Source organism: Cohnella sp. OV330, assembly GCF_900112065.1.
GTDB lineage: Bacteria > Bacillota > Bacilli > Paenibacillales > Paenibacillaceae > Cohnella.
The window spans coordinates 529,879-555,642 of the sequence record NZ_FOKE01000003.1 but is presented as its reverse complement, the minus strand read 5'-3'; the positions used below and the strand labels follow the sequence as shown (position 1 = coordinate 555,642).

18 protein-coding genes are annotated in these 25,764 nt (G+C 58.9%); 11 read left to right on the top strand and 7 right to left on the bottom strand.

The window, feature by feature from the left end; genetic code table 11:
* Nucleotides 1–197: 197 nt before the first annotated feature.
* A complete protein-coding gene (locus tag BM235_RS09420) occupies nt 198–8,279 on the bottom strand; it encodes an S-layer homology domain-containing protein (RefSeq protein WP_090111974.1) in 8,082 nt (2,693 codons plus the stop codon).
* 225 nt (nt 8,280–8,504) lie between these two features.
* On the opposite strand from BM235_RS09420, the gene BM235_RS09415 reads away from it, so the two are divergent.
* The 4 genes from BM235_RS09415 (at nt 8,505) to BM235_RS09400 (ending at nt 14,298) form a co-directional block, all read left to right on the top strand.
* Entirely contained in the window at nt 8,505–9,017 is a 513-nt protein-coding gene (locus tag BM235_RS09415; protein ID WP_158543712.1) for an SRPBCC family protein, read from the top strand.
* A gap of 49 nt (nt 9,018–9,066) precedes the next feature.
* On the top strand, nt 9,067–9,402 hold the full coding sequence (locus BM235_RS09410; protein WP_090111970.1) for an ArsR/SmtB family transcription factor: 336 nt from the start codon (nt 9,067–9,069) through the stop codon (nt 9,400–9,402).
* Nucleotides 9,403–10,444: 1,042 nt separating this feature from the next.
* A complete protein-coding gene (locus BM235_RS09405) occupies nt 10,445–12,937 on the top strand; it encodes a DUF4073 domain-containing protein (RefSeq protein ID WP_158543711.1) in 2,493 nt (830 codons plus the stop codon).
* A gap of 188 nt (nt 12,938–13,125) precedes the next feature.
* On the top strand, nt 13,126–14,298 hold the full coding sequence (locus BM235_RS09400) for a ParB/RepB/Spo0J family partition protein (protein ID WP_090111966.1): 1,173 nt from the start codon (nt 13,126–13,128) through the stop codon (nt 14,296–14,298).
* Between the two features lie 74 nt (nt 14,299–14,372).
* Here the strand turns inward: BM235_RS09400 and BM235_RS09395 are convergent, their stop codons facing one another.
* Nucleotides 14,373–15,260, bottom strand: coding sequence for a LysR family transcriptional regulator (locus BM235_RS09395; RefSeq protein ID WP_090111964.1), 888 nt, complete (start codon nt 15,258–15,260; stop codon nt 14,373–14,375).
* A gap of 108 nt (nt 15,261–15,368) precedes the next feature.
* Here BM235_RS09395 and BM235_RS09390 point away from each other — a divergent pair, with 108 nt between their 5' ends.
* A complete protein-coding gene (locus BM235_RS09390; protein ID WP_090111962.1) occupies nt 15,369–16,295 on the top strand; it encodes an NADP-dependent oxidoreductase in 927 nt (308 codons plus the stop codon).
* 68 nt (nt 16,296–16,363) lie between these two features.
* Here the strand turns inward: BM235_RS09390 and BM235_RS09385 are convergent, their stop codons facing one another.
* Nucleotides 16,364–17,218, bottom strand: a complete 855-nt coding sequence (locus tag BM235_RS09385) for an AraC family transcriptional regulator (RefSeq protein WP_090111960.1) — start codon at nt 17,216–17,218, stop codon at nt 16,364–16,366.
* A 164-nt stretch (nt 17,219–17,382) separates the two neighbouring features.
* On the opposite strand from BM235_RS09385, the gene BM235_RS09380 reads away from it, so the two are divergent.
* The 3 genes from BM235_RS09380 to BM235_RS09370 all read left to right on the top strand — a co-directional run bounded on the left by BM235_RS09380 (nt 17,383) and on the right by BM235_RS09370 (nt 19,860).
* Nucleotides 17,383–18,699 (top strand): alpha-L-fucosidase, encoded by a 1,317-nt coding sequence (locus tag BM235_RS09380; RefSeq protein ID WP_090111958.1) that lies wholly within the window; start codon nt 17,383–17,385, stop codon nt 18,697–18,699.
* Nucleotides 18,700–18,947: 248 nt separating this feature from the next.
* Nucleotides 18,948–19,352, top strand: coding sequence for a hypothetical protein (locus tag BM235_RS09375; protein WP_143106657.1), 405 nt, complete (start codon nt 18,948–18,950; stop codon nt 19,350–19,352).
* Between the two features lie 25 nt (nt 19,353–19,377).
* A complete protein-coding gene (locus BM235_RS09370; RefSeq protein ID WP_090111953.1) occupies nt 19,378–19,860 on the top strand; it encodes a tetratricopeptide repeat protein in 483 nt (160 codons plus the stop codon).
* A 63-nt stretch (nt 19,861–19,923) separates the two neighbouring features.
* Here the strand turns inward: BM235_RS09370 and BM235_RS09365 are convergent, their stop codons facing one another.
* Nucleotides 19,924–20,775 carry an aldo/keto reductase gene (locus tag BM235_RS09365; RefSeq protein WP_090111951.1) on the bottom strand — a complete coding sequence of 284 codons (852 nt, stop codon included), beginning with the start codon at nt 20,773–20,775 and terminating at the stop codon, nt 19,924–19,926.
* Nucleotides 20,776–20,943: 168 nt separating this feature from the next.
* On the opposite strand from BM235_RS09365, the gene BM235_RS09360 reads away from it, so the two are divergent.
* Both BM235_RS09360 and csaA read left to right on the top strand, forming a co-directional pair.
* Nucleotides 20,944–21,393, top strand: a complete 450-nt coding sequence (locus BM235_RS09360) for a MerR family transcriptional regulator (RefSeq protein ID WP_090111949.1) — start codon at nt 20,944–20,946, stop codon at nt 21,391–21,393.
* 52 nt (nt 21,394–21,445) lie between these two features.
* Complete coding sequence (csaA, locus tag BM235_RS09355; protein WP_090111947.1) at nt 21,446–21,778, top strand: chaperone CsaA; 333 nt, start codon at nt 21,446–21,448, stop codon at nt 21,776–21,778.
* Nucleotides 21,779–21,866: 88 nt separating this feature from the next.
* Here csaA and BM235_RS09350 read toward each other — a convergent pair whose 3' ends face one another.
* From BM235_RS09350 to BM235_RS09340, 3 genes are all read right to left on the bottom strand, one after another.
* Complete coding sequence (locus BM235_RS09350; RefSeq protein ID WP_090111945.1) at nt 21,867–23,054, bottom strand: polysaccharide pyruvyl transferase family protein; 1,188 nt, start codon at nt 23,052–23,054, stop codon at nt 21,867–21,869.
* A 178-nt stretch (nt 23,055–23,232) separates the two neighbouring features.
* Complete coding sequence (locus BM235_RS09345; RefSeq protein ID WP_369803491.1) at nt 23,233–23,790, bottom strand: NADPH-dependent FMN reductase; 558 nt, start codon at nt 23,788–23,790, stop codon at nt 23,233–23,235.
* A 409-nt stretch (nt 23,791–24,199) separates the two neighbouring features.
* Nucleotides 24,200–24,991 carry a hypothetical protein gene (locus BM235_RS09340; RefSeq protein WP_143106656.1) on the bottom strand — a complete coding sequence of 264 codons (792 nt, stop codon included), beginning with the start codon at nt 24,989–24,991 and terminating at the stop codon, nt 24,200–24,202.
* Between the two features lie 160 nt (nt 24,992–25,151).
* On the opposite strand from BM235_RS09340, the gene BM235_RS09335 reads away from it, so the two are divergent.
* On the top strand, nt 25,152–25,760 hold the full coding sequence (locus BM235_RS09335) for a TetR/AcrR family transcriptional regulator (RefSeq protein WP_090111941.1): 609 nt from the start codon (nt 25,152–25,154) through the stop codon (nt 25,758–25,760).
* Nucleotides 25,761–25,764 lie beyond the last annotated feature (4 nt).

Sequence of the window (25,764 nt, the reverse complement as noted above, 5' to 3'; positions counted from 1 at the left end):
TAATCATTCTCCTTATTTGGCGATAATGGCTATTTCTAGCGTAAGTTTTAGATGCCGATCCCACTAGTGAACAGCCGTCATCGCTTTTGTCATGCCGGTCATGACTTCGTAAGCTTCTAGTCACAAAAAAATAAAAGCTGCCCCCTCGTCATTCACATGACTTCAGGGGCAACTCTAGATCCCGTTATCTCGTACGCTTATTTTTTCGTAACCTTATCTTGCGCCTCCAGCACCCGGAGCAGGACTGTGGCGGCCTCGGCCCGCGTGGCGGTCGCACCCGGATTCAGCCTGCCTCCGCTGCCCTTGAGCAGCCCGGCCTTGACAGCATAGGCAACCTGCATCCTCGCCCAGCCCGAAACCTTGGTGCGGTCGGCAAACACGCCCAGCAGCTTCTCGGGATCCAGATCGTCCGTAACGATCCCGAGCGCCCGATACAACATGACGGCCATCTCCTCGCGCGTGACCGGATCGGTAGGCCTGAACTTTCCGCCCGCGCCCTGCACGATGCCTGCAGCTGCCGCTTTCTCCACGGCTTCAGCGTACCAGGCGTCCTGCGGCACGTCGGTAAGCGGTGCGGAGGATGCGCGGTCTGCTCCTGCGCCGGAGCCTGCGAACAGCGGCAGCAGCAGCTTCACGAACTCGGCCCGCGTCACCTTCCCGTTCGGACGGAACGAGCCGTCCGGATCGCCGGTCACGATCCCGCGCGCCGCCAGCACCTCGACATCGCCGCGGCTCCAGTGATTGGCCAGGTCGCCGAACGTATACTCGGCGATGAGCACCGCATAAGCGCCGGGCTCCGTCACTTCCGCCTCAACCGTGCCGGCGACGCCGTCCACGATGCCGCCGGCATAGATCCACCTCGTCTTGTCGGCGGTATCTTGACGGTACAGCCCCAGCTTTCGAATATCGCCGCCCGCCAGCTTCGCCGCATCGTATGCGATCGTCAGCTTGACTGCGGCCGAAGGCTTGCCGTCCGTGTCGAGCTTCCAGCTATAGATCTCCGACACCGGACGCAGGTGCGTATCCGCCGGAGCCTGCGAATTCGGAGCCTTCGAAACGGTCACTTTCTTGGCCGAGCCCGCCGCTCCGCCGCTGCCCGGCAGCTGAAGCTTGAGCTTTCCGCCAAAGAAGCTCAGGCTTGCGCCCGTTTCCGCCAGATCGGCGCTTTCCACGTTCGGATCCGTCTGACCGTCTCCGCCCGAACCGTTCGGTCCTCCGCTTTGCCCGGACGCGCCGGTCGAGGCCGACACGCCGACGGGCTTGGATTCATTCCCCGAATCATCGACCGCGAATACGCGGAGCTCGTATTCGGTGAGCGGCTTCAGGCCGTTGGCCGTAAACTCGCCTTTGCCTTTCTCCGCCTCGGCCGTCGCGTATTTGTCTTCTGAACCGGAGATTCGCCATTCGATACGGAGCTTCGCCAGATCGACGGAAGACGAATCTGTCCAAGTCATCCGGATCGCACTGTCCCCTTGCGTCTTTGCATCCAGTGCAGAGATCGGCATGGGCGCCGTGACGTCCGCGCCGCGCTGCGGCGTCCAATCAAATGCGACGCCGCGCGCTTCATTGCCTGCTTCATCTACAGCAGCGGCCTTGAATTCATAGGCGGAAGACGCATCCAAACCGGAGACGGCTCCCCACATCGTGCCGGCCGGTACGGTGACGGGTTCGCCGAACGATGCATCCGACGCTTTTTTCCAGTAAATCCGCACGGCGGCGATATCCTTGTCGGACGGGTCGCGCCACGTCAGTATGGCGCCTTCGTCCGTCATTCCGCCAGCGAGCTCCGAGACTTCTGCCGGCGGCGTCGTGTCGGCGGCTTCCACCACAAACGTCGCCGTCGCCTCTTCGCCCATCGGGACACGCGCATAGCTCTGTACCGTGCCGCGCACCGTCAAGGTATAGCTGTCGCCGATCCGCAGCGGGGACGCGGGAACGAATTCGGCCGCCATCGCGAGCGACAGTCCGTCCTTGTCCGTATACATATCCTTGGCTTCGACCGTTCCCTCGACGCTCGTCGCCGCCGAATCCTTCAGCTCGAACGCATCACTTAGCGTCTCGACGTTCACCGGCTTCGTGAAGTATACGGTCACGCCCGTGCCGCCCGGCGACGGACGAACCGACTGAACCTCCGGCGCCGCATACGAGGCGATCGGCACATTGACCTCGAGCTGCGGCGGCGGTACGTCCAGCGCATCGCTGTACGCCGTCTCGAAGCCATCCTTCTCGTAGCGAACCTTCCACTTGCCCTCAGGTACGTCCCATCCGTACCGGCCTTCCCGGTCGGTCGACTGCGGATTCTCTTGTCCGTACCATTCGCTGTCCCATACGGTCCAGACGTCGCCGACCAGCTCCATGACCGTAGCGGTCGCTCCTTCTACGCGATTGGACGGCATGCCTTCGTACACGTATCCGCTCGGATCCCAGATGTACTTGGGCGATGCGGCCGGCGAGTCCTTGCGATCCGTCGGCGGATAAGGCTTCAGCTTGCACGTATACTTTTTAATATGTTCTTCGAGTTCGTCCATATCGTTGTTTTCGACTTCCTTGAACGTCATGGAAGCATACTCGCTCGCGGCGCTGAAAAGCACGCCGGGTCCTTTATCGATCTTGCCGAAGTTTTTGATGACCTTCAGCATGTTGGACACCGTATAGTGGGCGTTAACCTCGAAGACCACTTCTTTCGCAAATCCCGTGTAATATTCTCTGGCCTCGGGCTCGCATATCGCCTCGGCCGCCTTCAGCAGATCTTGGGCGCGCCGGTAGTTCGCCAGCGTATCCTGCCCCGCTTTGGCCGCCGACCAACCCTTAAAACCCGCTTCCCCGAACTTGATCAACCCGCTCAGCGTGATCGCGATGCCGCCGACCGAGGCGCCCTGAATGCCGCGGGCCGAAGCCGAAGCGGACGATGGAATAACAAAGCTGATTGAGGTCTGCAGCGAGCCGTCCTTGGTCTCGCTGTGGCTTTCCTTGAACCTGTAAACGGGAAGACCGGTGCTTGACTGCCACGCTAAATCCTTGTCGCTTGCCGTATAGGCGACCGATTCGAACGTTCCCCGAATCGTGGATGTGACGCCCTCCGCCAGCTCGACCTCGGCTTCGAATGCGCCTTCCGGCAGTCGCTCGCCGCCGGGCGTCTCTTCTCCCGCATTGGTCACTTGCGGCATGGCGAATTCCCTTAGCGCCGCCGGCAGCGAGCTCCGAAGCTCTTCCTCGGCGATCGCCGGCCGGGCGGCCAGCTCGGCGGAATCTGCCTTCGTCCGGTAGTCGATCCACACTTGACCGAAGCTCTTCGAGAAGGGCATCACGCCCCGGTATACGCCGTCGTCCCCTTTCGCCGCCTGCGACAGCGTATCTCCGTTCTGCACGCGAACGTCGTACACCCGCTCCGGATCCCTGAAGTTCAGGCGGTAAGCGATCGGCGCGTTGGTAACGACGGAGAGCGGAAATACCGCGACGCCGCCTTCAACGTTAAAGGTTACTTCCTTGTGGTTCGACAAAATCGTCATCGATACCAGACCTGGATCGTTCGGATCGTAGACGACGACGGCTTCTTCGCCGGAGACTCGCGCCCCTGCACCATCGACGGCCTCAACGCTTAGTCTATGCTCCATATAGACGCCGTCACTCCCGGTCAGCGTCGAGTCAGCCCACCATATACCGTCTTTATTGGCCGTGGCGGTGCCGATCGGGTTCCGGCCGTCGTAAATCGTTACAGCGGCTCCCGGAGGCGCCGAACCGCCGAGCGACAGCTGGCGCTTGACCGTCAGCGCCGGCGCCCTGAGCGAGACGCGCACTTTGGACAGCAAGATCATTCCCAGAAGTTCGCTTGACTGCTCGCCCTTCATCTTGTATCGGATCGAAGCCTGAATCGCGGGCTCGTCGCCCACCGTTTCGTCGAACCGCAGCTTGATTTGCGCGCTCTGCTGCTTGTCGTCTGCTACCGTGCCGACCGGCAGGGTCAGTTTCCGGCCGTCCAGTCTGTAGGACGCCGCCTTGCCGGCAACGACGGCCGTGCCTTCGACAGGCTCCGCGCCCGCCGGCAGCGCGACGACAATCTCTGCATTCTCCGCGGCGACCGTCGGCGCGTAGTAATTCTGATAGAGGACGCGCAGCGTCGTCGTGCTGTCAGGCGCCACCTTCGTATCGGAAACGGTCACCGCCTGCTTGACTTTGCCGCTCGCAAACGCGCCGAAAGGCTGCAGCGCGACTACGCCCAGGTCGGTCGTCTCTCCTTGCGAGGTACTGAACGCAATCTCCGCAAAGCCGCCGTTCGCGTAGAAGGTCGCCTTATAGCTGCCCGAGCCCTGCAAACTCAGGATGCCGCGCTCTTCACCGGACTTGAGATTGTAGTTTATGTTGGGTACATATTCTCCCTCGCCGTCGAAGAGCTCGACGTAGGCGCTGGTCAGCGGCTGTCCGTCCGTGCCGAGCAGCCGGATCGCGGCTTTGGATGATTCGTTTTTAAGACGGAGCTCGACTTCGGCCTTGCCGTCTTCGCCGATCGCGACCGACTTGCATTCGGCGGACAGGCTTAGATCCCGGCCATCCGCGCAGATCTGGACCGTCTCTCCGGGCAGAGCGCGCAGGAGCAAGCGGGACTGCAGCGATTGAATGATGCGATCGGAACTTAACTTGTAAGAGCCTGCGACGATCCCGTCGATCGGTATCGGCCCCTGCCAGGTGCCGCCCGGCTGCAGCGTGTACAGCTTTACGCCCACATCGGCGTAATCCAGGATCCGAAGCGCTTGCTGCGCTGTCTGGCCCGCCGCCAACCGAACGGACTCCTGCTGGCTCTGATAGCCCTGAACGGACGATGTCGCGATCGCGCGAATCAGAACCTGACCTTGCGGCAGTTGCAGCGAATACGCGCCCGAAGCATTCGTTTTCGTATAGTAAAGCTTGCTCTTGCCGTCGTCCAGCAGCTCGGCTACGATCTGGGCGTCGGACGCTGCCTTGCCGTCCTTGCCCTTCACGACGCCTTCGAGCTTCCCGAGCGGCTTCGGATGCAAGGTTACGCTCGCATGGACGTCGAAGCGGTCGATGAGGATCGGCTGCTCCTCAGGCAAATAAGCCGGATCGTTCGGCACCAGCTTCAGCCGGTACGTCCCTCCCGAGGACAGCTTCAGCGGGAGCTTAAGCGTGCTATCCCGGCCTATCCATGCGGTTCCTTCAGCGACGACCGCGCCGTCCGGGTTCGTCAACCAATATTTTGCCGAGCCCTCCGCGCCGTCTTCGAAACGTAGAGAAGCTGCCAGCGCGATATGGTAGGCCGCAGGAATCTCTATCACGTCGCTGCGTCCATAGCCTGTCTGCATGGCCGCGAATTGCAGGTAGGAGAGCGGCGATCCGGACTTGGGCCACAGCGTCGCCGCATACTCCACGCCGGGATACGGCACGTCGACCGTCATCTCCAGCCCTTCCTCCAAGTTGCCGCCCCCGGAATAATTCGTATATCTGTCCTTGAAGTAGGCGACCCGCAGGGTGCTGCCCGCAGCGGCCGCCTCCCAGTCCTCCAGCGGTTCCGCGGGCTCCGGAATCCGGAGGATCATCCGGCCGGCAATATTTTTCCCGATCGCATAGTCCCGGTCGACCGCCTGGCCGTTATAAATGACGCGTGCCGATTCAATTCTGGACATGCCGGCCGCGATCCGGAAGTTCCCCTCGTATCTGCCCTCTCCCAGTTCGGCGAGCGAGACGCGCGCCGTCCGCTTGACCGGTTCCGCGTCGTCCTGGCTCTCCCAGAACCAGTAGCTGACGTCCGCGGCTAATTGCTGGCCGGCGTCCGATTGCACGACGAGCGTCGCATCGCTGTCCTGCACGGGCAGCGGATCTAACGTTCCTGCCGGAATCTTTTTCGCGTAGGTCATGAATAGATCGCGCACCGCCGCGCCCGCTTGTTTCACGTTGAACCGGAGCGTGTTCGTACCGAGCTGAAGTACGATTTTTTTCTCCGCGTCGGCGACATACCCGGGCGGAACCGCGACCGACACCTTGAACGCTTCGCCTGCCGGATGGCTGCCGGGGAGCGCCGCGATCCCGTTTGCGTCCGGCTTCACCTCGGCGACCGTCTCGTCGCTGCCGTCCCGCTTGAACACGACCTTGAGCGCCTCCGCCGGCTCGCCGAATACCTCGACCTTGACCTGCAGGCCGGCCGTCAGCGCCGGCGTCAACGTGAGCGGCGTGACGGCGCCGCCCGTCACCTGAACGCCCGATGCCGCTGCGAGCTCCGTCTCGGCGCCTTCCTCGGGCTTCGCGGTCAGCTTGACGGCGTACGCCGCGCCCGCCGCGAGCGGGAGGTCGTACGTTCCCGCGCCTTTTTGGATCGTTTTCGATACGGCCGCTTTGCCCTCGTGCGTCGCCGTCAGCGTCATGACTTCAGGGAGCGACTCCGTCGGTCCGGATAGCGATATGCGAAGCGTGCCCGCGATCCGGATTGGCATCCCGGGCGCGGAGACAGCTTCGCCCGCGTCCTTCTCCCTGGCGGACAGCTTGTCGACGGCGCTCGTTTCAGCCGGCGGCTGCCATTGACCGCGGTAGACGCCCGGCGCCTGCGCATCCTCGGTCAGCTGCACGACTGCCTGCTTCTTCTCGTGCGTTCCCGACTCGGTCAGCGCGCTGTAGTCGACAACCGCCTCGGCCTGCAGCCCCGATTGACCGGACGCCTGCAGACTCAAAGTCGTTCCCGTCTTCAGTTCGCCGCCTGCCCAGGCGTCGCCCGGCACGCTCCAAGACATGGCCTGTATGGCTCCGCCAGGCCCGCCGGAACCGCATGCCTCGCTGCACTCTACATAAAGCTTTGCAACGTGTAGCAAATATAGCCGCTTACCGTCATGATCAGGCGTATTATTTGCGGTCGTATACGCGGGATTGAACGTTTGCGAAGCCTGTGCGACGACGATCTCTCCGTTCTGGCCCTCGGTCAAGTCGAAACGCTCGCCGAAAGCGCTGGCCTGGCCGGCAGCCGGGTCGTGGTGAGTGAGATCGGCCACGACCGTTCGGCCGTCTCCGCTAATGGAGATGTTCGAATAGGATTTGTTTTTATCTTCCGCCGCGGGACGATCCTCGTTCAAGTATTTGGTCTGGCCTGTGACTCTGTCGAATACGTGGGGCTTCGCGAATCCCAAGTATCTTGCCGTGAAGGCAATCTTGGAGCCGTCATCGCTGATCGCGATCGTATTATAGGTACTAGCCTCTTGCGAGTAGCTGTCCACGGCACGCGTCTCGGCGTCGTATACGATCAGGGACTGCGTCGGACTACCCGCCGGAACGCCTGCGAGATCCGAGGCCGTGGAGTAATAGGCAATATACTTGCCGTCGGCGCTGATCACGGGGCGGTAGTTGAAGTCGTCGCTCGGCTGTCCCTCCGAATTGGCGCTCACGAGAAAACGGCTGTTCGACTGCCTTTCGTAAAGATAGATTTGATCGTCTTCTACGTAAACGATCCGATTGCCGTCGCCGCTGATTGAAGGATCGGCGCTTCTCGCTCCCGGCGGGCTGACGGCTTGCAGAAGATCGTTGCCGACGTCGTACACGTATACGGTTTTCTCGCCGCTTGCTTGCGGAATCCCCTTCAGATTGCCGGCAGCCGTGGCAAACGCTATCGCCGAACCGTCGCCACTGACTGACAGCCCGCTGATCGATTCGTTCAGCGGGCCGGCGTCTTCCGTCAAGGGAAGGGTGCGCAGAACGCCTGTCGCCGTCTTGAATTCATAGATGGAGGACCCATGGCCTTTGGCGAGCAGAAGCGTCGAACCATCCGCGCTTAAGTCCATCATGCGGTCATCCTCGCCCCCGATGGAGGCTGACGCCAATTCGGCCGAGTATTGCGGAGACGTGCCCGGAATCGTTTCTTCGCCCGAAGAGCGCTCTCCCTCTCTATTCACGGCCTTGACGATGAATCTGTACAACCGCTTGGGCGCCAGGTCGCCGATGACGGCATGCGTTTCCTGCGTTTCCGCGATCACCGTATTGGATCCCCGCTCGTAGACCTCGTATTTCTCGATATCAGGGTCTTCGCCTGTACCGTCGGGCAGCAGGGGCTTCTCCCACTGCAGCTGCACGCGGTTGTAGTCGATCAGGCTCCAGTCCAGATTTCTTACGTCTTCGGGCGGCGTCCCCGCTTCTGTCGATGCCGCTTCGGAAATCGACTCTCCTGCCGTTTCTTCGGCCATCGCAGACCGCGACAGTCCGCCCGGCAGCGCGATGCCGACCAGCAGCGCCGCCACGACGATCTGTCTCAGCATCAGATGCAGATGCTTCATTCGCATGAATCTCATCACGATTCCTCCGTATTCTCCATGATTCTATGAACTAGCGTAAGCCGCTGAGCCAGATCCCACTAGTGAACAGGCGTCATCGCTTTTGTCATGCCGGTCATGACTTCGCGCGATCCGAGTCATGCGAGACTGGGACAAAGATACATCGGCTGACCTGAATATACCTTGACAGATATATATCCATTTAGATATATTTAGGTCATCATGAAAGAGGAGGCAACAGCCATGAGTCAAAAGGACGCAAACCAGCCGATCACGCGCGTCAGCGGCCGGACGTTCGTCATGGAGCGCGTATTCGAGGCGCCGAGGGAGATGGTCTACGAGGCATTCGTGAATCCCGAGCTGCTGTCGAAGTGGTGGGCGCCCAAGCCCTATACGATTCCGGTCTGCCGGATCGACCTCAGGCCGGGCGGAAGATGGCACTACTGCATGCGCTCCCCCGAAGGCGCCACGCAGTGGGTGCTGGGGATTTATGAGGAGATTCGTCCGTTGGAGAGCGTATCGTACGCCATCACCTTCGCGGACGAGGAGGCGAATCCGACGGATGTGATTCCGAAGCAGGAGGTTACGGTAGAATTCGCGGACGCGGGGAATGGACGGACGACGCTCACCCTAAGCTTCAGCCTGCCTACGGCAGAGGAACTTCAGAAGACGCTTAAGATGGGTATGAGCGAGGGGACGGCGATGGCGCTGGACACGCTCGCGCAAGAGGTATTGCCCGCGATGATGCGCAGTTGATCGGTCATGGACAACTAGAAGCAAGGGCAACGAGTTAGGAGGTTCGCATATGAATACGGCTACGTTCGGCGCGCTGGCTGAGCCTCACCGACTCGGCATGGTCGAGCTGCTGCGGGACGGTCCGCTCTCAGTAGGAGACATCGCCGACCGGCTGGCCATGGGCCAGCCCCAAGCGTCCAAGCATCTGCGCGTGCTGAGCGACGCGGGCCTCGTCGAGTCGCAGCCGGCGGCCAACAAGCGCATGTACAAGCTGCGTGAGGAGCCGCTGCAAGAGATGGATCAATGGCTCTCGGCGTTCCGTGCGTCGTGGGAGGCGCGGCTGGACCGCCTCGATTCGCTGCTCGCGGAGATGCAGGGGAAAAGCAAGCCGGATGAGATGGGCTGAGCGAATAGATTCAGGGTTCTGCTTGCGGGCAGAGCCCTTTTTGTTGCCCAGCCTTGTCAATATGAGAAAATTTTCCTCTATTATTCTGTTTATTAATATGTTTAACAACTTTTTCTAGCGTTTAACGTTCTATGAGATTAAAAATTCCAACTGAGAAGGGAACTGAGAGATGAGACCTAAATTTCGATTTGTCGCCAGGCTCCTCGCCGTCCTGCTACTGCTGCAACCACTGCTAGGCGGGCTGGGCAGCTTGGGACGCGCCGCGGCCGCTACGAGCCCCACTGTGGAAGCCGTTAATAACGCAGACGATGTAGCGAGTTTAGTGTCGGCGCTTACAAATGCGACCGATCTGACGCTACCGGACGATGATCCAAACGTCGATGTAGACAACTTCGCCAAATGGAGCCCAGAGGACTTAGCGACGGCATATGGGGTCATTAAGAACTTTATCGATCCCAATACAGACGTTGAAGGCACAAACTATGAGACCGTTGCGCAAATCCAGTACGTTCTGGACCTGCTCGACGCCGTATTCGACTCGCGCGATGATTTGGAACCGGCGACCGTATACGGCAAAATCGACCGGATCCTCGCGTTATCGGAGAATATAAACGACATATTTCCAAATTCCTCGAAAGCTAAGCAAATTCAACAGACCGTGACTTGGATCAAAGGATTGACGCCGGTCGATCGACAGCTTTTTAATTCTTTCGTACAGCTGCAGTTGGCTGCGAAGAGCGTCAACGTAGGTGGAGGCGGCGGCGGTGAAGAAGAACCCTACACGCCCTTTATGCTTACGTTCTTGGTCTTAAACCCTGAAGCTGCGGGATCTCCGGCATTCAACATGCCTGAGTCGGCGGAACAGCTTGGTAGTGTAATCGGGATGTTGGTTCAGTTTCCGATGTTTATCGCCATGGTCAGAGAAAAGGATGAGAACATCCCCCTTGCGGATTTAGGAATTAATTTTAACAAAGCCGCAGCGATGGTTGATCCGGAAGCGGATCCCGAGTTACAAGAAGAATTTATGGAGCTCGCACAATGGATGTTGGATCAGCGTCCGCAGGAAGGCTATGCTGACCTCACCGCCATCCAGACTGCATTCGACGACTTCTTCGAGATGCTCCCGCTACGAGCCGTTAATGCGGCGATCGCCGCCAAGAACGAAGCGGGCATGCTGGTCGCGCTGACCAATCCGGAACTGGGCCTTAAGCTGCCCGAGGGCTTCGATGATTGGAGCGATGCCATTAAGCTGTCATGGGCCAAGACTATCATGAACGTCAAGATCGGAAACCCCGGCAGCAGTGGTAGTAACGAAGAGCCCGATCCTTTTACGTATAAGAACGTCGAACAAGTTCAGTACATCTCGGATCTGGTGGCCGGCCCGATCGCATTGCTGGACGACCGGAGCTTGCCGACTGTCAATGCCGCAATCGAGGCAGTATTCGAACACGTCGCCAACTTCGACACCGTGTTCCCCGACGTCGAGGGAGCCGAGATGTTTATCCAGTTGGCCGATGCCTACCATTCGCTAACACCCTTAGAGAAATCGATTTATGCCTATTATATTTACTTGGCACTAACAACTTTGGATCATGCGCCCGAGGGTCAGCAGATCGAAGACGTGGCGGGAGGCCTTTTCAGCATTCTGCTTATGCCGATGGCCAATTTTCCTGCGATAAACAGCGCTTCGGCGACGACGCAAATGTCGGCAGCGCTGCAACTCCTCCAAGGCATTCAAAAGATGGCGGAAGCGCTCCGACAAGCAAACCCTGACATCGAGGATTGGGATCTGGATCTTTCCAAGATCAACGATCCTTCCTTCCCGCAGGAAACCTATGAAGCGCTTAGCGACTGGATGCTCGAAAAGCGTCCCGAAGGCGGCTATGCCGACCTGGCCGCGATCCAGTCCGCCTTCGATCAATTTTTCACGCCGGCTGCGCCTTCCGTAACCGCCGACGACAATGCGGACAAGCTCGTCGGCGCGGATGCGACCATGGAGTACTCAACCGACAACGGAACGACCTGGACGAGCTACGACCCTGAAAAAGCGCCGGTCTTCTCCGGCAACGCTGCCGTCCTCGTCCGCGCCAAGGCAAACGGCGTAATGTCGGCCGGCGCAACGACCAATGTAACTTTTAATGCGCCATATGTGTACGTTCCTTCGAACAATACCACAGAAACGCTGTATGTCGACGTGCAAGGCAGCAACGGCAGCGGCCTGGCGCGCACGCCGGTGACGCGCACGACGGATGCTTCCGGCAAAGTGACGGACACCGTGACGCTCTCTTCCGACATTGCCAAGGAAGCCGTAGACAAAGCCAAGGCGCAAAGCGGCACTACGGTTCGCATCGTGCTCCCGGACGCTGGAGACAAGGTGTCGGAAGTGTCCGTAAACATTCCGCAAACCGCATTGACGCAGCTGGGCGATTCGAAGATGAGCCTTGAACTGTCCACCATCGACGGCGTCGTGACGATCCCGACGGCTTCCCTATCCGGCTTCGGCCAGGATCTGTACTTCCGCCTCGTGCCGGTCAAGTCGGAGGACGGACGCGTTCAGATCGAGACGAGAGCCAAGCAGGAAAAGGCGGTTCAGGAATTCGTAAAAGACGAATCCGTTAAAATCTACGGTCGTCCGATGCAAATCGATACGAATATGCAAAGCAGGGAAGCAACTCTCTTCCTGCCGCTGAAGGACGGCCTGCCGACCGATGCGACCGAACGCAATCGCATTCTGAACCATCTCGGCATCTATGCCGAACACAGCGACGGTACCAAGGAACTACTGCAGGGCAAGGTCGTCACGGTCAACAATGTGACGGGCATCCAGTTCACCGTTCAGAAATTCAGTACGTTCGCGCTCGTCTATATGGACGGCTTGAACGGTACCCAAACCGAAACGCCGTCTACGCATACGCCTTATATCAACGGATTCGGTACGGACTTCCGTCCGGAAGCGTTTGTGACGCGCGCCCAGATGGCCGCAATGCTCGCGCGCAATCTGCCGGACACCACGGCGACTACCGGCACGACGGCAGGCTCTGACGTTAAGGCCGGACACTGGGCGCTCGCCGAGATTCTCAAAGCCAAGGCAGCGGGCATCATGGACGGCATCACGACGGATAAGTTCGATCCGGAAGGCGCCGTCACGCGGGCCCAGATGGCTACGAGTGCCGCGCGTTGGCTCCAGAAGGGACCCACCGCTGCGCAGATCACCCCGGTTCCGGGAAGCACCGCAGGCTACAGCGACGTAACTGCCGGCCACTGGGCCGCAGACGCGATCTCGTCCGTCTCGGCTGCAGGCATAATGACGGGCTACGCCGGCCAGACGTTCAAGCCCGATCAGAAGCTGACGCGTGCGGAAGCCGTTAAGGTGCTGAACCGTCTGTTCGATCGCGGACCGCTGAACGGGGCTACGGCAGTCACCTTCTCGGACGTCCCTGCTTCCCACTGGGCATACAGCGAGGTTGAAGAAGCCGCGACCAACCATACGTTCACGGTTGACGCGCAAGGTGCGGAACATATCGCTGCACCTTAAAGGCAGGACAAACTTGGGAGAGGTCGCGACGCTTCGGCGTTCGCGGCTTCTTTTTTTTCGCAGGAAGGAATTGATCGTCCAGACAATGGGGAGCGTGCGTTCCTATCCGATACAACCTGTACTATAATAGATAGATAAGCAAATGGCGCCCGCGCGGCGTCCATTATTCGTACAGGAGATTATGCCGCATGCAAATTATCGAATTGCCCATGAATCTGATCGACGAAGACAAGGATCAGCCCCGCTACCGGTTCGGCGAGGAATCGCTGCAGGAGCTCGTGAACAGCATCGGAGAGATCGGCCTGCTGTCCCCGATCAAGGTGCGCAAGGCCGAGGGCGGCCGCTACAAGATCATTTACGGCAACCGCCGGTACCTCGCCTGCTCGAAGCTCGGCCGCGAGACGATCCCAGCCATCGTGTCCGAAGCGACGGACGAGACGGAGATCTACCTCGAGCAGGTCGCCGAAAATTTGACGCGCGAAGGCTTCACGCCGATCGAGGAAGGCGAAGCGTTCGACAAGCTGCTGAACGATCCCAAGTTCGCAAGCTCGGTAAAGTTTCTGGCAGCCAAGCTCGGCAAGCCGGAGTCTTATATCAAAAACAAATGCGAGCTGCTGAAGTTCGGGCCCGCGGTCAAAAAGCTCGTCGTCAGCGGCACCGATATCCGCAAGGGCACGCTGACCGAGGATCAGTTGCTCCCGCTCAAGGATTTGCCGATGGAGTACCGCGATCCCCTCGCGCTCACGATGGCGAAGGACGAGATGCCCGTCATCGACGTGAAGCGGATAGCCAAGCTGTTCAAGGATGCGTCGATCTCGGAGCGCACGAAGAGCCAGCTGCTGTACAAGGACGGGCCGGGCCTCTTGGACACTTGGTCCGCGTACGAGGCGAGCCGCAAGGAGCGGGCCCGCGCCGCGGCGGACGCGGAGCGGAAAAAGGCGGAGGCCGAGGCCGAACGCGAGGAAGCGGAGCGCGAAGAGGCGCAGCGGAAAAAGGCGGAAGCCGCGGGTGAAGCTGCAGCGAGCGTCGCACAGCCGCGCCCGGCCGCCGAAGGCGTAGCCGCGCAAGCCGCAGCTGCGACGGCGTCGGCACCGCCGGGGGCGGCAGCATTAGGCCAGGCCGATTCGGCCGCGGCCGTGGCGGCCATGGCGGCTGCGGCGGCCGGCGCGCGGACGATGGCCACGCTGCGCGACCTGCTCGCGGCGCTGCCGGCGCCGGACGCGCTGGCGTCCGAGCTGCAGACGGCCACCACCGTCGATCCGGAGGCGCTGCTGGACGGGCTCGACGACCTGATCGGCCGTCTCGAAGGCCATCTGAACGCCTGCCGGACGGCGAGAGCCGAAGTCGTTAGACGCATATAAAAAAAGGAACGTCGGGAGCGGTCGCCCTGACGTTCCTTTACGTTACGCGGCGCAAATAACGATGCGACACATTTTTATTCTGCCGCGAACGCGCCGATTCCAGCGAAGTACTGGACCACGAAATCTCGAAAGTTGCGCGACGCCTGGGACACAAATCGGTTTTCCGACCATACGATTCGAAAGTCGCGCTGAAACGCAGGCGTCTCGATCCGGACGAGTGCCAGTCCCTTGTCCCTGCCGGTCTTGCAGCCGGTGAAGGCGATGCCGAGCCCCGCCCGCACGAGGCTGGCGACGGCTTGAGGTCCGTCGACCCGGCAGACATAGCGCGGCGCGATGCCTGCTTCGCGGAGCAGGGCATCGTTTAATTTTTGGAATCCGAAATTTTCTTTGTATCCGATAAATGGCTCTTCCGCCGCTTCGCGCAGGTCGATGCTCTCCCGTTCCGCGAACCGGTGCGCAGGAGGTACGAGCAGGTAGATTTCCTCTTGGAGTACGACGGCTTGCCGAAGACCGGCTCTTTGCACGGGCAAAGCCGTGAATCCTAGATCAACCTTGCCGGCGTCGACAAGCGCTTCAAGCTCATGCGGCCGAGCTTGCGTAATCTGCACCTTCACCCCGGGATTTTCAGCCAAAAACGCGCCTAGCGGCTTCGACAGCAATTCCGTCGTGGACGTGCCGATATGAAGGCTCCCTTGCTCCAACCCGGCCAGCTCCCGAACTTCCGTACGGCCTTCCTCGAGCAATATCATCGCCTGCTCCACCTTATTCAAAAAGGCCCTGCCGAAATCGTTCAGCCGAATCCGTCCCCGGTGCCGGTCGAACAAAGGCACGCCGACGTGCGCCTCGAGCCGCGAGATCGTCTTGCTAAGCGCAGGCTGCGCGATACGAAGCTCCTCTGCCGCCTTCGTCATATGTTCGAGCTTTGCGACTTTCTGAAAGTATTGAAGCTGAAGAAGCTCCATCCAGAGCCCCCCTTCCATATACTCGAGTATATCGAATACATAGATAAAGATATATTATCGATTATTAAATTTGTTCGTTAAGATGTGGTTATGAAGGGGGCGAAGCATATGAAAGCAATCGTGATTGATTCGTTCGGAGGACCGGAAGCGTTGAAGCTGTCCGAGATCGCCGCTCCGCAGGCCGGTCCCGGCGAAGTCCGCGTCAAGGTCATGGCGGCCGGGGTCATGCCGATCGACGGTAAAATTCGGCAGGGCTACGCGCCGCCCGGCGCCGCGATCGCCCTGCCGTTCGTGCCGGGCAACGAATTCGCCGGCATCGTCGACCAGGTCGGAGAAGGTGTGACTGCGTTCGCGGCCGGCGACGCCGTGCTCGGGTTCGGCACGCTGGGCAGCTATGCGGAATACCGCGTCGCGAGCGCGGATCAGATCGTCCGCAAGCCCGCGGCGATGCCTTGGGAGACGGCCGGCGGCTTCTCCGGCAACGGTCAGGGCGCTCATATGGCGCTGTCGGCCATCGGCATCCGGCCGGGCGACACCGTGTTGATCCACGGCGCCGCCGGCGGACTGGGGACGTTCGCCGTCCAGTTGGCGTTGGCTTGGGGCGCGGATACGGTCATCGGGACGGCCAGCGAGCGGAATCATGCTTATCTGCGAGAGCTCGGCGCGATCCCGGTCGCTTACGGCGAAGGATTGGAGGAGCGGGTTCGCGCCGTCGCGCCAAAGGGCGTGGATGCGGCATTCGCGGCCGTGGACAGCGAAGAAGCGCTGCGCGTATCCGCGGCGCTCGTGGCGGACAAATCTCGGATCCGCTCCATGCTGTCCCGTCCGCTGATTAAAGAGCTCGGCATTCCGCCGCTCGAAGGCGCTCGCAGCGCGGCCAGGCTGTCGGAACTGGTGAAGCTGTATGAAGAAGGGAAAGTTGACGTGCGCATTCGGCGCGTCTATGCCTTGCGCGAAGCCGAGCTATCGCACCGCGAGATTGACGGCGGACACGGCAGCGGGAAGATCGTGCTTCGGATCGGGGAAACAGGATGAACGGGTAGCGGCAACGAAGCCGTCGGCCGAATGCCTTGCTTGATGCGTCGACGGCCTGATCCCGCCGGTTACCCTTCGCCTGATCCTCCGCCCCCCGACCGGTACGCCGACGGGCTCGCGCTCGTCTCGCGGCGGAATGCCTTGGCGAAGTGATTCGTGTCCGGATAGCCGACGGACGCGGCAATCTCCTTGATGCTGCGGTCCGTCGTGCGGAGCAGCAGGCGAGCCCGCTCCATGCGCTTGCGGTTTACGTACCTAATCGGCGGCATGCCGAAGCGCTGGTTGAAGTATTTGACCAGATAGTTGGGGTGCAAATGCAGGTAATCGGCCAAACCGTCCAGCGTCAACTCTTCCGCCAGATGCGTCTCGACGTACCGCGTGATCAGCATGATCCGCTCCGCGTCCTCGGCGGTTCCGCCTGTTCGGCTGAGCGCCGCCTTTTCTACTACCGGCGCCAGCAGCTCGAGCAGATACGCTTTTTCGCGCAGCCTCGCGCCGATCCCCCGTTCGGCCGCGCACGCGACGAGCGCCTCGAACTTGCGGCCGACCTCCTCCCGCCGCCCCGCGTCCACCGTCATCCGGTACGGCACGTCAAGCCACGAAAACAGCCCCGCATCCCCGAGATCCGCGTTGAAGTGGCACCAATATTTTAGAAACGGCCTGCGTCCTTCGATCGCCGAAAACGACTGAAGCACATTGGCCGGCATCACCACGAGCTCCCCCGGCTCCGGCCGGAACTCCTTGTCGCCGATGCGCAGCCAGCCCTCGCCTTCGCATATGTAATAGAGCTTGTTGTGGGCAGGCACATAATCGATCTCCCGCCACACCGGACTGCACTGCGAATAATGCGCCTCGATCACGTCGACCCGAAGCTGATGCAGAATATCGTCAAGCGCGCTGATTCCGGCCGATCCGTCGCCCATCGCTTTCCCCTGCGCTTTCAAGTAAATTGGCAGCGTTCTCGAACGAGGTTAATCTGATACCCGCAAGCCTTAACCCCGTCCCTCCCCGCCTCCCGCCCGATGCTGGTACACTGGGCTGACAAGGCCGAGAGCCTATCCCTATTATAACGGAGGAAGTCGCGACGATGGCACATAATCAGGAATGGCTGGACCGCCAGGAGAGGACGCGCTGGTTTTTGCAGGACCGGTTCGGGATGTTTATTCATTGGGGGCTGTACGCGATTCCGGCGCGCGGCGAGTGGGTCCGCAACGTGGAACGCACTTCGGTGGAGGATTACCAGGCTTATTTCGACGAGTTCGATCCCGTAGACTACGACCCGCGTGCCTGGGCGCGAGCCGCTAAGCAGACAGGCATGAAGTACGCGGTGCTGACGGCCAAGCATCATGACGGCTTCTGCCTGTTCGACAGCAAGCTGACGGACTACAAGTCGACGAAAACGAAGGCCGGGCGCGACCTCGTGGCGGAGTTCCTGGAGGCGTTCCGCGCGGAAGGGCTCAAAGTCGGGCTCTATTACTCGCTGATCGACTGGCATCACGAAGATTTTCCGGCTTACGGCGATCTTCACCACCCGATGCGCGACAACGAGGCGTACAAGCGCGATCCTTCGACGTTCGGCCGTTACCTCGACTACATGCACGGGCAAGTGCGCGAGCTGCTGACGAATTACGGCAAACTGGACCTCATGTGGTTCGACTTTTCCTACGACGTCATGCAGGGCGAGAAATGGCGCGCCTCGGAGCTGATCTCCATGATGCGGGAGCTTCAGCCGCACATCGTCATCGACAACCGGCTCGAAGCCGGCGGCGAAGGCGGCGGCAGCATTTATACGAAGGAGCCGCTGCCGTACGCGGGAGACTTCGCATCGCCAGAGCAGATCATTCCGCCGTCCGGCGTGACCGACGAAGACGGCCAGCCGATCCCGTGGGAAGCCTGCGTGACGCTGAACAACAACTGGGGATACGTCGCGTCGGACACCAACTATAAGAGCCCGACCATCGTCATCCGCAAACTTGTGGAGTGCGTCAGTAAAAACGGCAACCTGCTGCTCAACGTAGGTCCCGATGCGCGCGGACGCATCCCCAAGCAGTCGCTGGACATTTTGGCCGAGGTGGGCGACTGGATGGCGCTGAACGGCGACAGCATCTACGGCTGCGGACAGGCGGAGCTGCCCAAGCCCGACTGGGGGCGTTATACGCAAAAAGGGAACACGCTGTACGCGCATGTCTTCGAGGAGAGCGTAGGCGCGATCAACCTGGCCGGGCTCGCCGGACGCATCAAGCGCGCGCGGCTGCTCGCGGACGGTTCGGAACTGCCGGTATCCCGCCCGTGGAACGCGGCGCTGTTCGAATCCGACGCCTTCTTCAACTTCGCGCGTCCGGAGCACTACACCTACCCGCTGCCGGATGCGCGCGGGACGGTCGTCGAGCTGGAGCTGAAGTAAAGCAGCTTTGCTCTCCCGCGAGGATCGCGCAAAGGAATTAAACCGATCGGCATCAGGCCGGTCGGTTTTTTTATATTCACTCCCAGCTCGCGCAACAAAATCATGGAAAAAATAGTACAATTTAAAACACAATCAAAAAAGCATAAGTGAGCTAAGCCTTACTGATCGGCGTTCTTGTGCTCATGATCTTGAAGTTGTGGATCGTAAGGGATGATTCGTAGCGATCATTCTTTACATAGAGGAGGAAGGTGACGGATGGCATGGAAAATGAGGATCTCATCCAAAAACAGGAGAAAGCAGGCAAGCGGATTCTCCAATCGCTCATCGTAACCAATATAGTCCTCTTTGCGATGATATTCATCGTCAGTCTCAAGGATGGGATATTGGGTAATTTGCTGGGAATCATCATGATGATTATTTTATGCTTATTGATCTATAACGGTTTTCAAGCCGCGAAATGGATATATATCGCAATCAATTCATTCAATATTCTTAATTTATTGTACGCTTTGTTTGCAGGATCCATAGCTACAAAAGCTTCTCTATTATTGAACGTATTAACCGTCATTATGCTGACGTTGTCAATCGTAACTACCGTGGTGCTGATCTTCTCGGGCAGCGTCAAGGACTTTATGTATAAGCAGAGATACTAACCCATGAAGAACGCGAGGATTGAATATGGATCGATTAACAGCCGCCATTCAACTAAGAGAATCGGGAAAATTAGAAGAAGCGCGTTCGTTCATCCTTGAACTGCTGCAGGAACGGCCATCGGATGCCTCTGTCTGGTACCAATGCGCATGGATTCATGACGTTCTCGGATTAGAACGCGAGGCAATCCCTTATTACAAAAAAGCGCTACAGCTCGGATTAACGGAAGAAGAAAGGAAAGGCGCCCTGTTAGGGCTTGGAAGTACCTATAGAACCTTGGGCATGTACGATGAAGCCCACTTGCTCTTTGAGAAGGCCATTCAAGAATTTCCCGATCGGCGAGAATACCAAGTCTTCCGCGCGATGGTCCTGTATAACCGTGGTGAATATAGGGAAGCGATGGCCGCTTTATTGAAACAGTTAGCCGAAACGAGTACGGATGAGGGCATTCAAAGCTATAAGAAAGCCATTTTATTTTACTCGGATAAGCTGGATCAGACTTGGAGTTAATAAGCCGGCCAGCCAAGTTAGAGAGGACAGCTGCTCTTGCCTGTCCTCTCTTAAAGTTTAAGCTTACAACTCGACCCGCAAAGTACCCAGCATCTTGGCAAACTTCGGATCGCGATAGGACAGGAACAGCGTCTCCCGCGTATCGAGACCGGAAATTCGTTCAAGATCGCCCGCGTCCAGTTCAAAATCGAAGATGTCGAAGTTCTCTACGATCCGCTCTTTCCGCACCGACTTCGGGATCACGACGATTTGTCGCTGGACGAGCCAGCGCAGCACGACCTGGGCGACGGACTTGCCGTGTTTTGCCGCGATCGAGACCAACGTTTCGTTGCCGAACATGCCTCCCAGTCCTTCGGCGAACGGGGCCCACGACTGATGCTGCACGCCCTGCTCTTTCATGAATTCGGCGCTCTCATGCTGCTGGTAGAAAGGGTGCGTTTCAACCTGGTTGACGGCAGGCACGATCTCGTTGTGCACGATGAGGTCCATCAGGCGGTCGGGCAGGAAGTTGCTGACGCCGATCGCCCTGATCTTGCCTTCCCGATAGAGGTCTTCCATCGCGCGCCAAGCGCCGTAGTAATCGCCAAAGGGCTGGTGAATGAGGTACAGATCGAGATAGTCGAGCTGAAGCTTCTTAAGCGACTTCGCAAACGCCAGCTTGGCGCTCTCGTAGCCGGCATCCTGGATCCAGAGCTTGGTCGTAATGAACAGCTCTTCTCGCGGCACGCCGCTGCGCTTGATCGCGCGGCCGACCGCTTCCTCGTTCAAGTAACCGGCGGCGGTATCGATCAAGCGGTAACCGGCCATCAGCGCTTCGTACACCGCGTTTTCGCATTGTTCCGCATCGGGAATCTGATAGACGCCGAAGCCGATGATCGGCATTTTCACGCCGTTGTTCAACGTTACGGTTTGCATAGTACTTCCCCCATTCTTCGAATGTATAACGGCAAACGGCACGCATCCCGGGATCATCCCTCCGGCGGGTATTCCGCGTGCGACCGATTTGCGTTACAGTTAGCTTAAAGCCTTCGTGTTACACGAAGGCAAGCCTTAACGAAAAATATTTTCAAGGGGGGATTGCACATGCATACGGTCAAAGAAGCCGCCAGTATAACGGGACTCACCGAGCATGCCGTGCGATTTTACACGGATAAAGGACTGGTGCCGAGCGTACGGCGCGATAAGAACAACACACGGATGTTCGACGCGGAAGCCGTCAATTGGCTGCACGGAATCAAATGCCTCAAGCAATCCGGGATGCCGATCGAAGTCATTAAAATGTACGTCGAACTGTGCCTCGAAGGGGATTCGACGATTCCGCAGCGAGCCGCGCTCATGATGGAGCATAAGGAAGCGGCGCGCGCGAGGCTCGAAGAAGCCAAAAGGCATATCGACCATTTAGAACAAAAAACGGCCCTGTACCAAGCCATCATGGAGCGCCGCATGCCGGACACGACCAATCCCGCCAATTGGGACAACGTCCAGCATATGCATAGCGACGTATTCTACACGCCTGCTGCTCAAAGGGCCTGAGCAGCTTTGTTATTTGCGAGTTGGCCTAAGATTCAATCGGGAGGCAGAAAATTTGGCATCGATCGATGATTTTGCGGCACTGGATATTCGCGTGGGGACGATTATAGAAGCCGCGTTTTTTGGAGAAGCGAAAGTTCCCGCAATCAAGCTTCAAATCGATTTTGGTCCGGAGATCGGCATCAAATCGTCCAGCGCGCAAATTACGAAGCGGTACGCGGCCGAGGATGTCGTTGGCAAACAAATTGTCGCCATCGTCAATTTTCCTCCCCGGCGCATCGCCGGATTCAAATCGGAAGTGTTGGTTCTTGGCGGCGTACCGGAAAAGGGAGACGTCGTTCTTTTGCGACCGGAAGTTGAAATACCTAATGGGACGCCTATTGCGTAAGTATTATAAATAAGCAGCAGTACAGGAACTATATTCATAGTCCCCGCCTGCTGCTTTTCCACGTGTCTCCAAGTCCTTCATGTCCAGCCTACAGCGCGAACGCCTCGGCGAAAATGCTTTCCCGGTGAATCTCTCTGAGCGTATCGTCAATCTTAACGGCTTCGGCGTCACGTTTCTCGATCATGGCGTCGAGCTTCGCGATCATGTTGGCTTCGATATGCGCGCTGTCGCGCACGTCGAACACGTACTCGCCTTGTCCGAACCGTCCCAGCAGCTCGCGGTATTTGGTCGCCCAGCCGAGCGCCACGACCGGAATGCCGTTCTTGTACGCGTGCACGATCGAGTGATAGCGGGAGGCGACGAGAAATTCGAACTGCACGAGCACGTCGTGAATCGCGATGCAGTCGTATTCTTCCTCCAGCAGCACGACGCGATCGTCGTTCGGAAATCTGCGCTTGATCTCCTGACAAATGATCAGATCCTCCGTGGAGTGACGGAAGAGGTAGACGTTTTTGCCGCGCTCGAGCAAGTGCCGCGTCATGCGCTCGTACATCGCGAGCATCGATTGGCGCGTGCCGTACTTCATCGTCTTGACGTTCGGCACGATGCCGACCGCGTTCGGCTTGATCGCGAGCGGCTCGCCCTTGATATAGATGCCGTCGCGGAACAGGTGCGACAGATTGTACGGATTCGCGCCCTGCAGCACGATGTCCACGGATCTGCGCAGGTTGCCGGACGTGTATTTGCCGAGATACTCGGCTCCCTCTTGCTCGCGCGCGTAGATGTATTTAGGATAGCGAATGTACTTTTTAATCATCGGCGGAATGACGTATTTGTAAATGCCGGTGTACTCGAACGGGCCGAACGACTGGGACAGCAGCACCATCGGAATCTTGTTCTGCCGGGCGAGCCGGATGTTCGCCAAATAATTGATCGTGTGGCGGATGCTGAACTGCGAGGAGAGGGCGAAGCCGCTGATGTCGACGATGAGGTCGGTTTCCTTCAAAATCTCCTTCATTTGCGCCTTGGTGATGCTGACGCGCTCGTCGTTCGGGATCAATTTGCCGATCAACGTGTACACGCCGCCCAGCAGCTCGATCTTCATTTTCTTCCCCATCTTCACCAGTTGAAACGCGTAATTGCGGTCCTCGTCCGGACAGACGAGCACGAGCTCCTTATCCGGATATCGCATCTTGATTTCGTTCACGACCGTGAACGTCATCGCCTGGGCGCCCTTATTTTCCATTTGGCCCCCGACAATCAATATTTTGCCCATGCGTCGATCTCCCTTTCGCTTAACTTGATAGAATGGCCGGCTGCAACTAGACGGCACCGTCCGAAAGGACGGAAAACATAGAAGATAGTCGCTTATACCCCCTGCCTGGCCATACCAAACAATAAAAAGGCCCGGACGCCGCCGCGGCGGACATTCGGGCCTCAAACGATCGGATGGATCAACGCTGTCTGATCAGATCTAAAAAGCGATCGACGACGACATCAATATGAGTCAACGTGCGCTCGTCCGTCAGGCGGGCGCCGCCCTCGCCGAATTTCTGCGGGGCCTGCGCGACCGCGATCTCGTTGCCCGCCGGGGGCAGCATCACCGCTTGGATGCCCGGGCTCGACAGAATCTCCCGCAGGTGCAGCTGGCCGCGCAGCGTGCCGTACATGCCTGGGCTCGCGCCCGCCGCGAGCACGGGCTTGCCGATCAATACCTTATCTCCGCGCGACAGCCAGTCCAGCGCATTTTTGAGCACGCCCGGCACCGACCAATTGTACTCCGGCGTCAGAATCAACACGCCGTCCGCGGCGGCAACCTGCTCGCTCAGCTTCCGCACGGACTCGGGCGGACGGTCCTCCTCGTCCTGATCGTAAAACGGCAGCGTGCCGAGATTCGCGATCTCCAGCTCGAACTTGCCGCGATACCTCTCCTGCATGGTCAACGCCAGCTTCAGATTCACGGACTCCCTGCGCAAACTGCCTACTAGCGCGATCAACTTCATCTGATTCATCAACCTTTCTCCCGATAAACGGTCATGGCAAATTAAACGACTATCTCACCATAGCAGGCCGCATCCGGTGATTTCAAGCTAACTCGCCGACTCCACCGCCCCACCCGTTCCAGTTACACTGTTTTTCCGGCTAACTCGCCACTTCCTCCGCCCAATCGCCCCAGTTATACCGTTTTTCCAGCTAACTCGCCACTCATACGGCTCAACAGCCTCAGTTACACGGTTTTTCCGGCTAACTCGCCACTTCCTCCGCCCAATCCCCCCCAGTTACACGGTTTTTCCGGCTAACTCGCCACTTCCTCCGCCCGACCGCCCTAGTTACACGGTTTTTCCGGCTAACTCGCCACTCCCACCGCTCAACCGCCCCACTTACACGGTTTTTCCGGCTAACTCGCCCTCGCTATCCATCCTACGGTTTCCTTAGCAGTTCCTTGCCCTGCTCCGCGATCGAATAGCGGTGGCACCTTCGCTCGCCGCCACCGACGCGCACGAGTAATTGAGACTGCGTCATGCTCCGCAGAAGTAAACGAGCTTTTTCCTCCCGAATGCCTAACCACTCGCGTACGTCCGCCGGCCCGAATATGGACACATCGACCGCCATCCGGAGTAACTCCCTTTCATGCACGGGCAGGTCGCGAAGGCCTGCGCCTCCTCGACCGCGCTTACCCAATACTTCGTACACCGCTCGTCTGCACATCTCGGTTTTCTTATCCAACTCGTCCCGACTAAACGGAAAATACATATACCCGCCCAGCGCGAACGTCCGCATCCGCATGCGCTCGAACGAGAAGCGATCCCTTGTCATCAGCTCCACATGAGGCACGTAACCGTCGCACTCGAACACCAGTCCCAGCGGTTCATAGAACACGTCCGCATAAAGTTTGATGCCGTTCGTTCCTACGATCTCATATTCCAGGTGAAAGCCCTCAAGCGTCCCGAACACCGGCAGCAGTAGATCGGTCAACAACTTGATCGTGCCGCTGAGATCCCGCTGCAGCATCTCCAGCCGCTGCCCCTTCGCCGTCTTCCTCTGCTTTTCGATAAACGCAGCGACGATCGACTCCGCCGTTTGACCGCCATTGTGACGTTTCTCTTTTTTGACCACGATGAATGTGCCCCCCTCGATCGAATTTCGAAAAACAAAAAGCCGCTCGCTCCCATAGGAGCAAGCGGCGTGTGCTTCACGCGCATGTTCGTTCATGACCGTTCGTCGATCAGCATCAGAATAGCATACGGCGGCGGTGCTGCCAAGCTGCGCGTCCCTCGCTCTTTATTGCGCGCGCCTTCTCATCACGGTATATTCAATCCATAGTGCATTTCGCGGAAAACAGCAGCCTCATGACGGAAAAGGAGTGAGCGAGATGTCGCCCAAAGTGACGGAAGCATATAAGGAAGAGAAGCGAGCCTCCATCCTGACGGGGGCGCTTCACTGCTTCCTGGACAAGGGATTTCAGGCGACGACGGCCGATGACATCGCGCGTCATCTTCGCATCAGCAAAGGCACGCTGTACGGCTACTTCGCCAGCAAGGAGGAAATCTATATTCAGCTGGCGCACGCCCGGATGGACGATATGATCGAATCGCTCAACGCGCTGTACGTAGAGACGTCGAGCGCCAAGGCGATGCTGCGGCATATGTTCGGGCGTTTCCGCAGGCAGCCGTTGGACGAGCTTCGCAAATGGCTGACGTTCCACCTGGAATTCACGACCTACGCGTCGCGCCGCCCCGAGCTCATCTCCTCCAACCGCGCCTACCTCGACAAAGCGCTGAACCTGTTGAACCGGATTCTGGCGTCGGGCAAGCAGTCAGGCGAGTTCCGCGCCGACCTGGACGAGTCCTCGGCCGCCTACCTGTTCTGGGCCGTTAGGGATGGACTTGCCATGAGCTTCCTGCTCGACGGGGACGAGACCGAATATCGGCGAATCCTGGACGACATGGAAGCCATGGTGATGAAGCATCTGACGGCGTGACCGC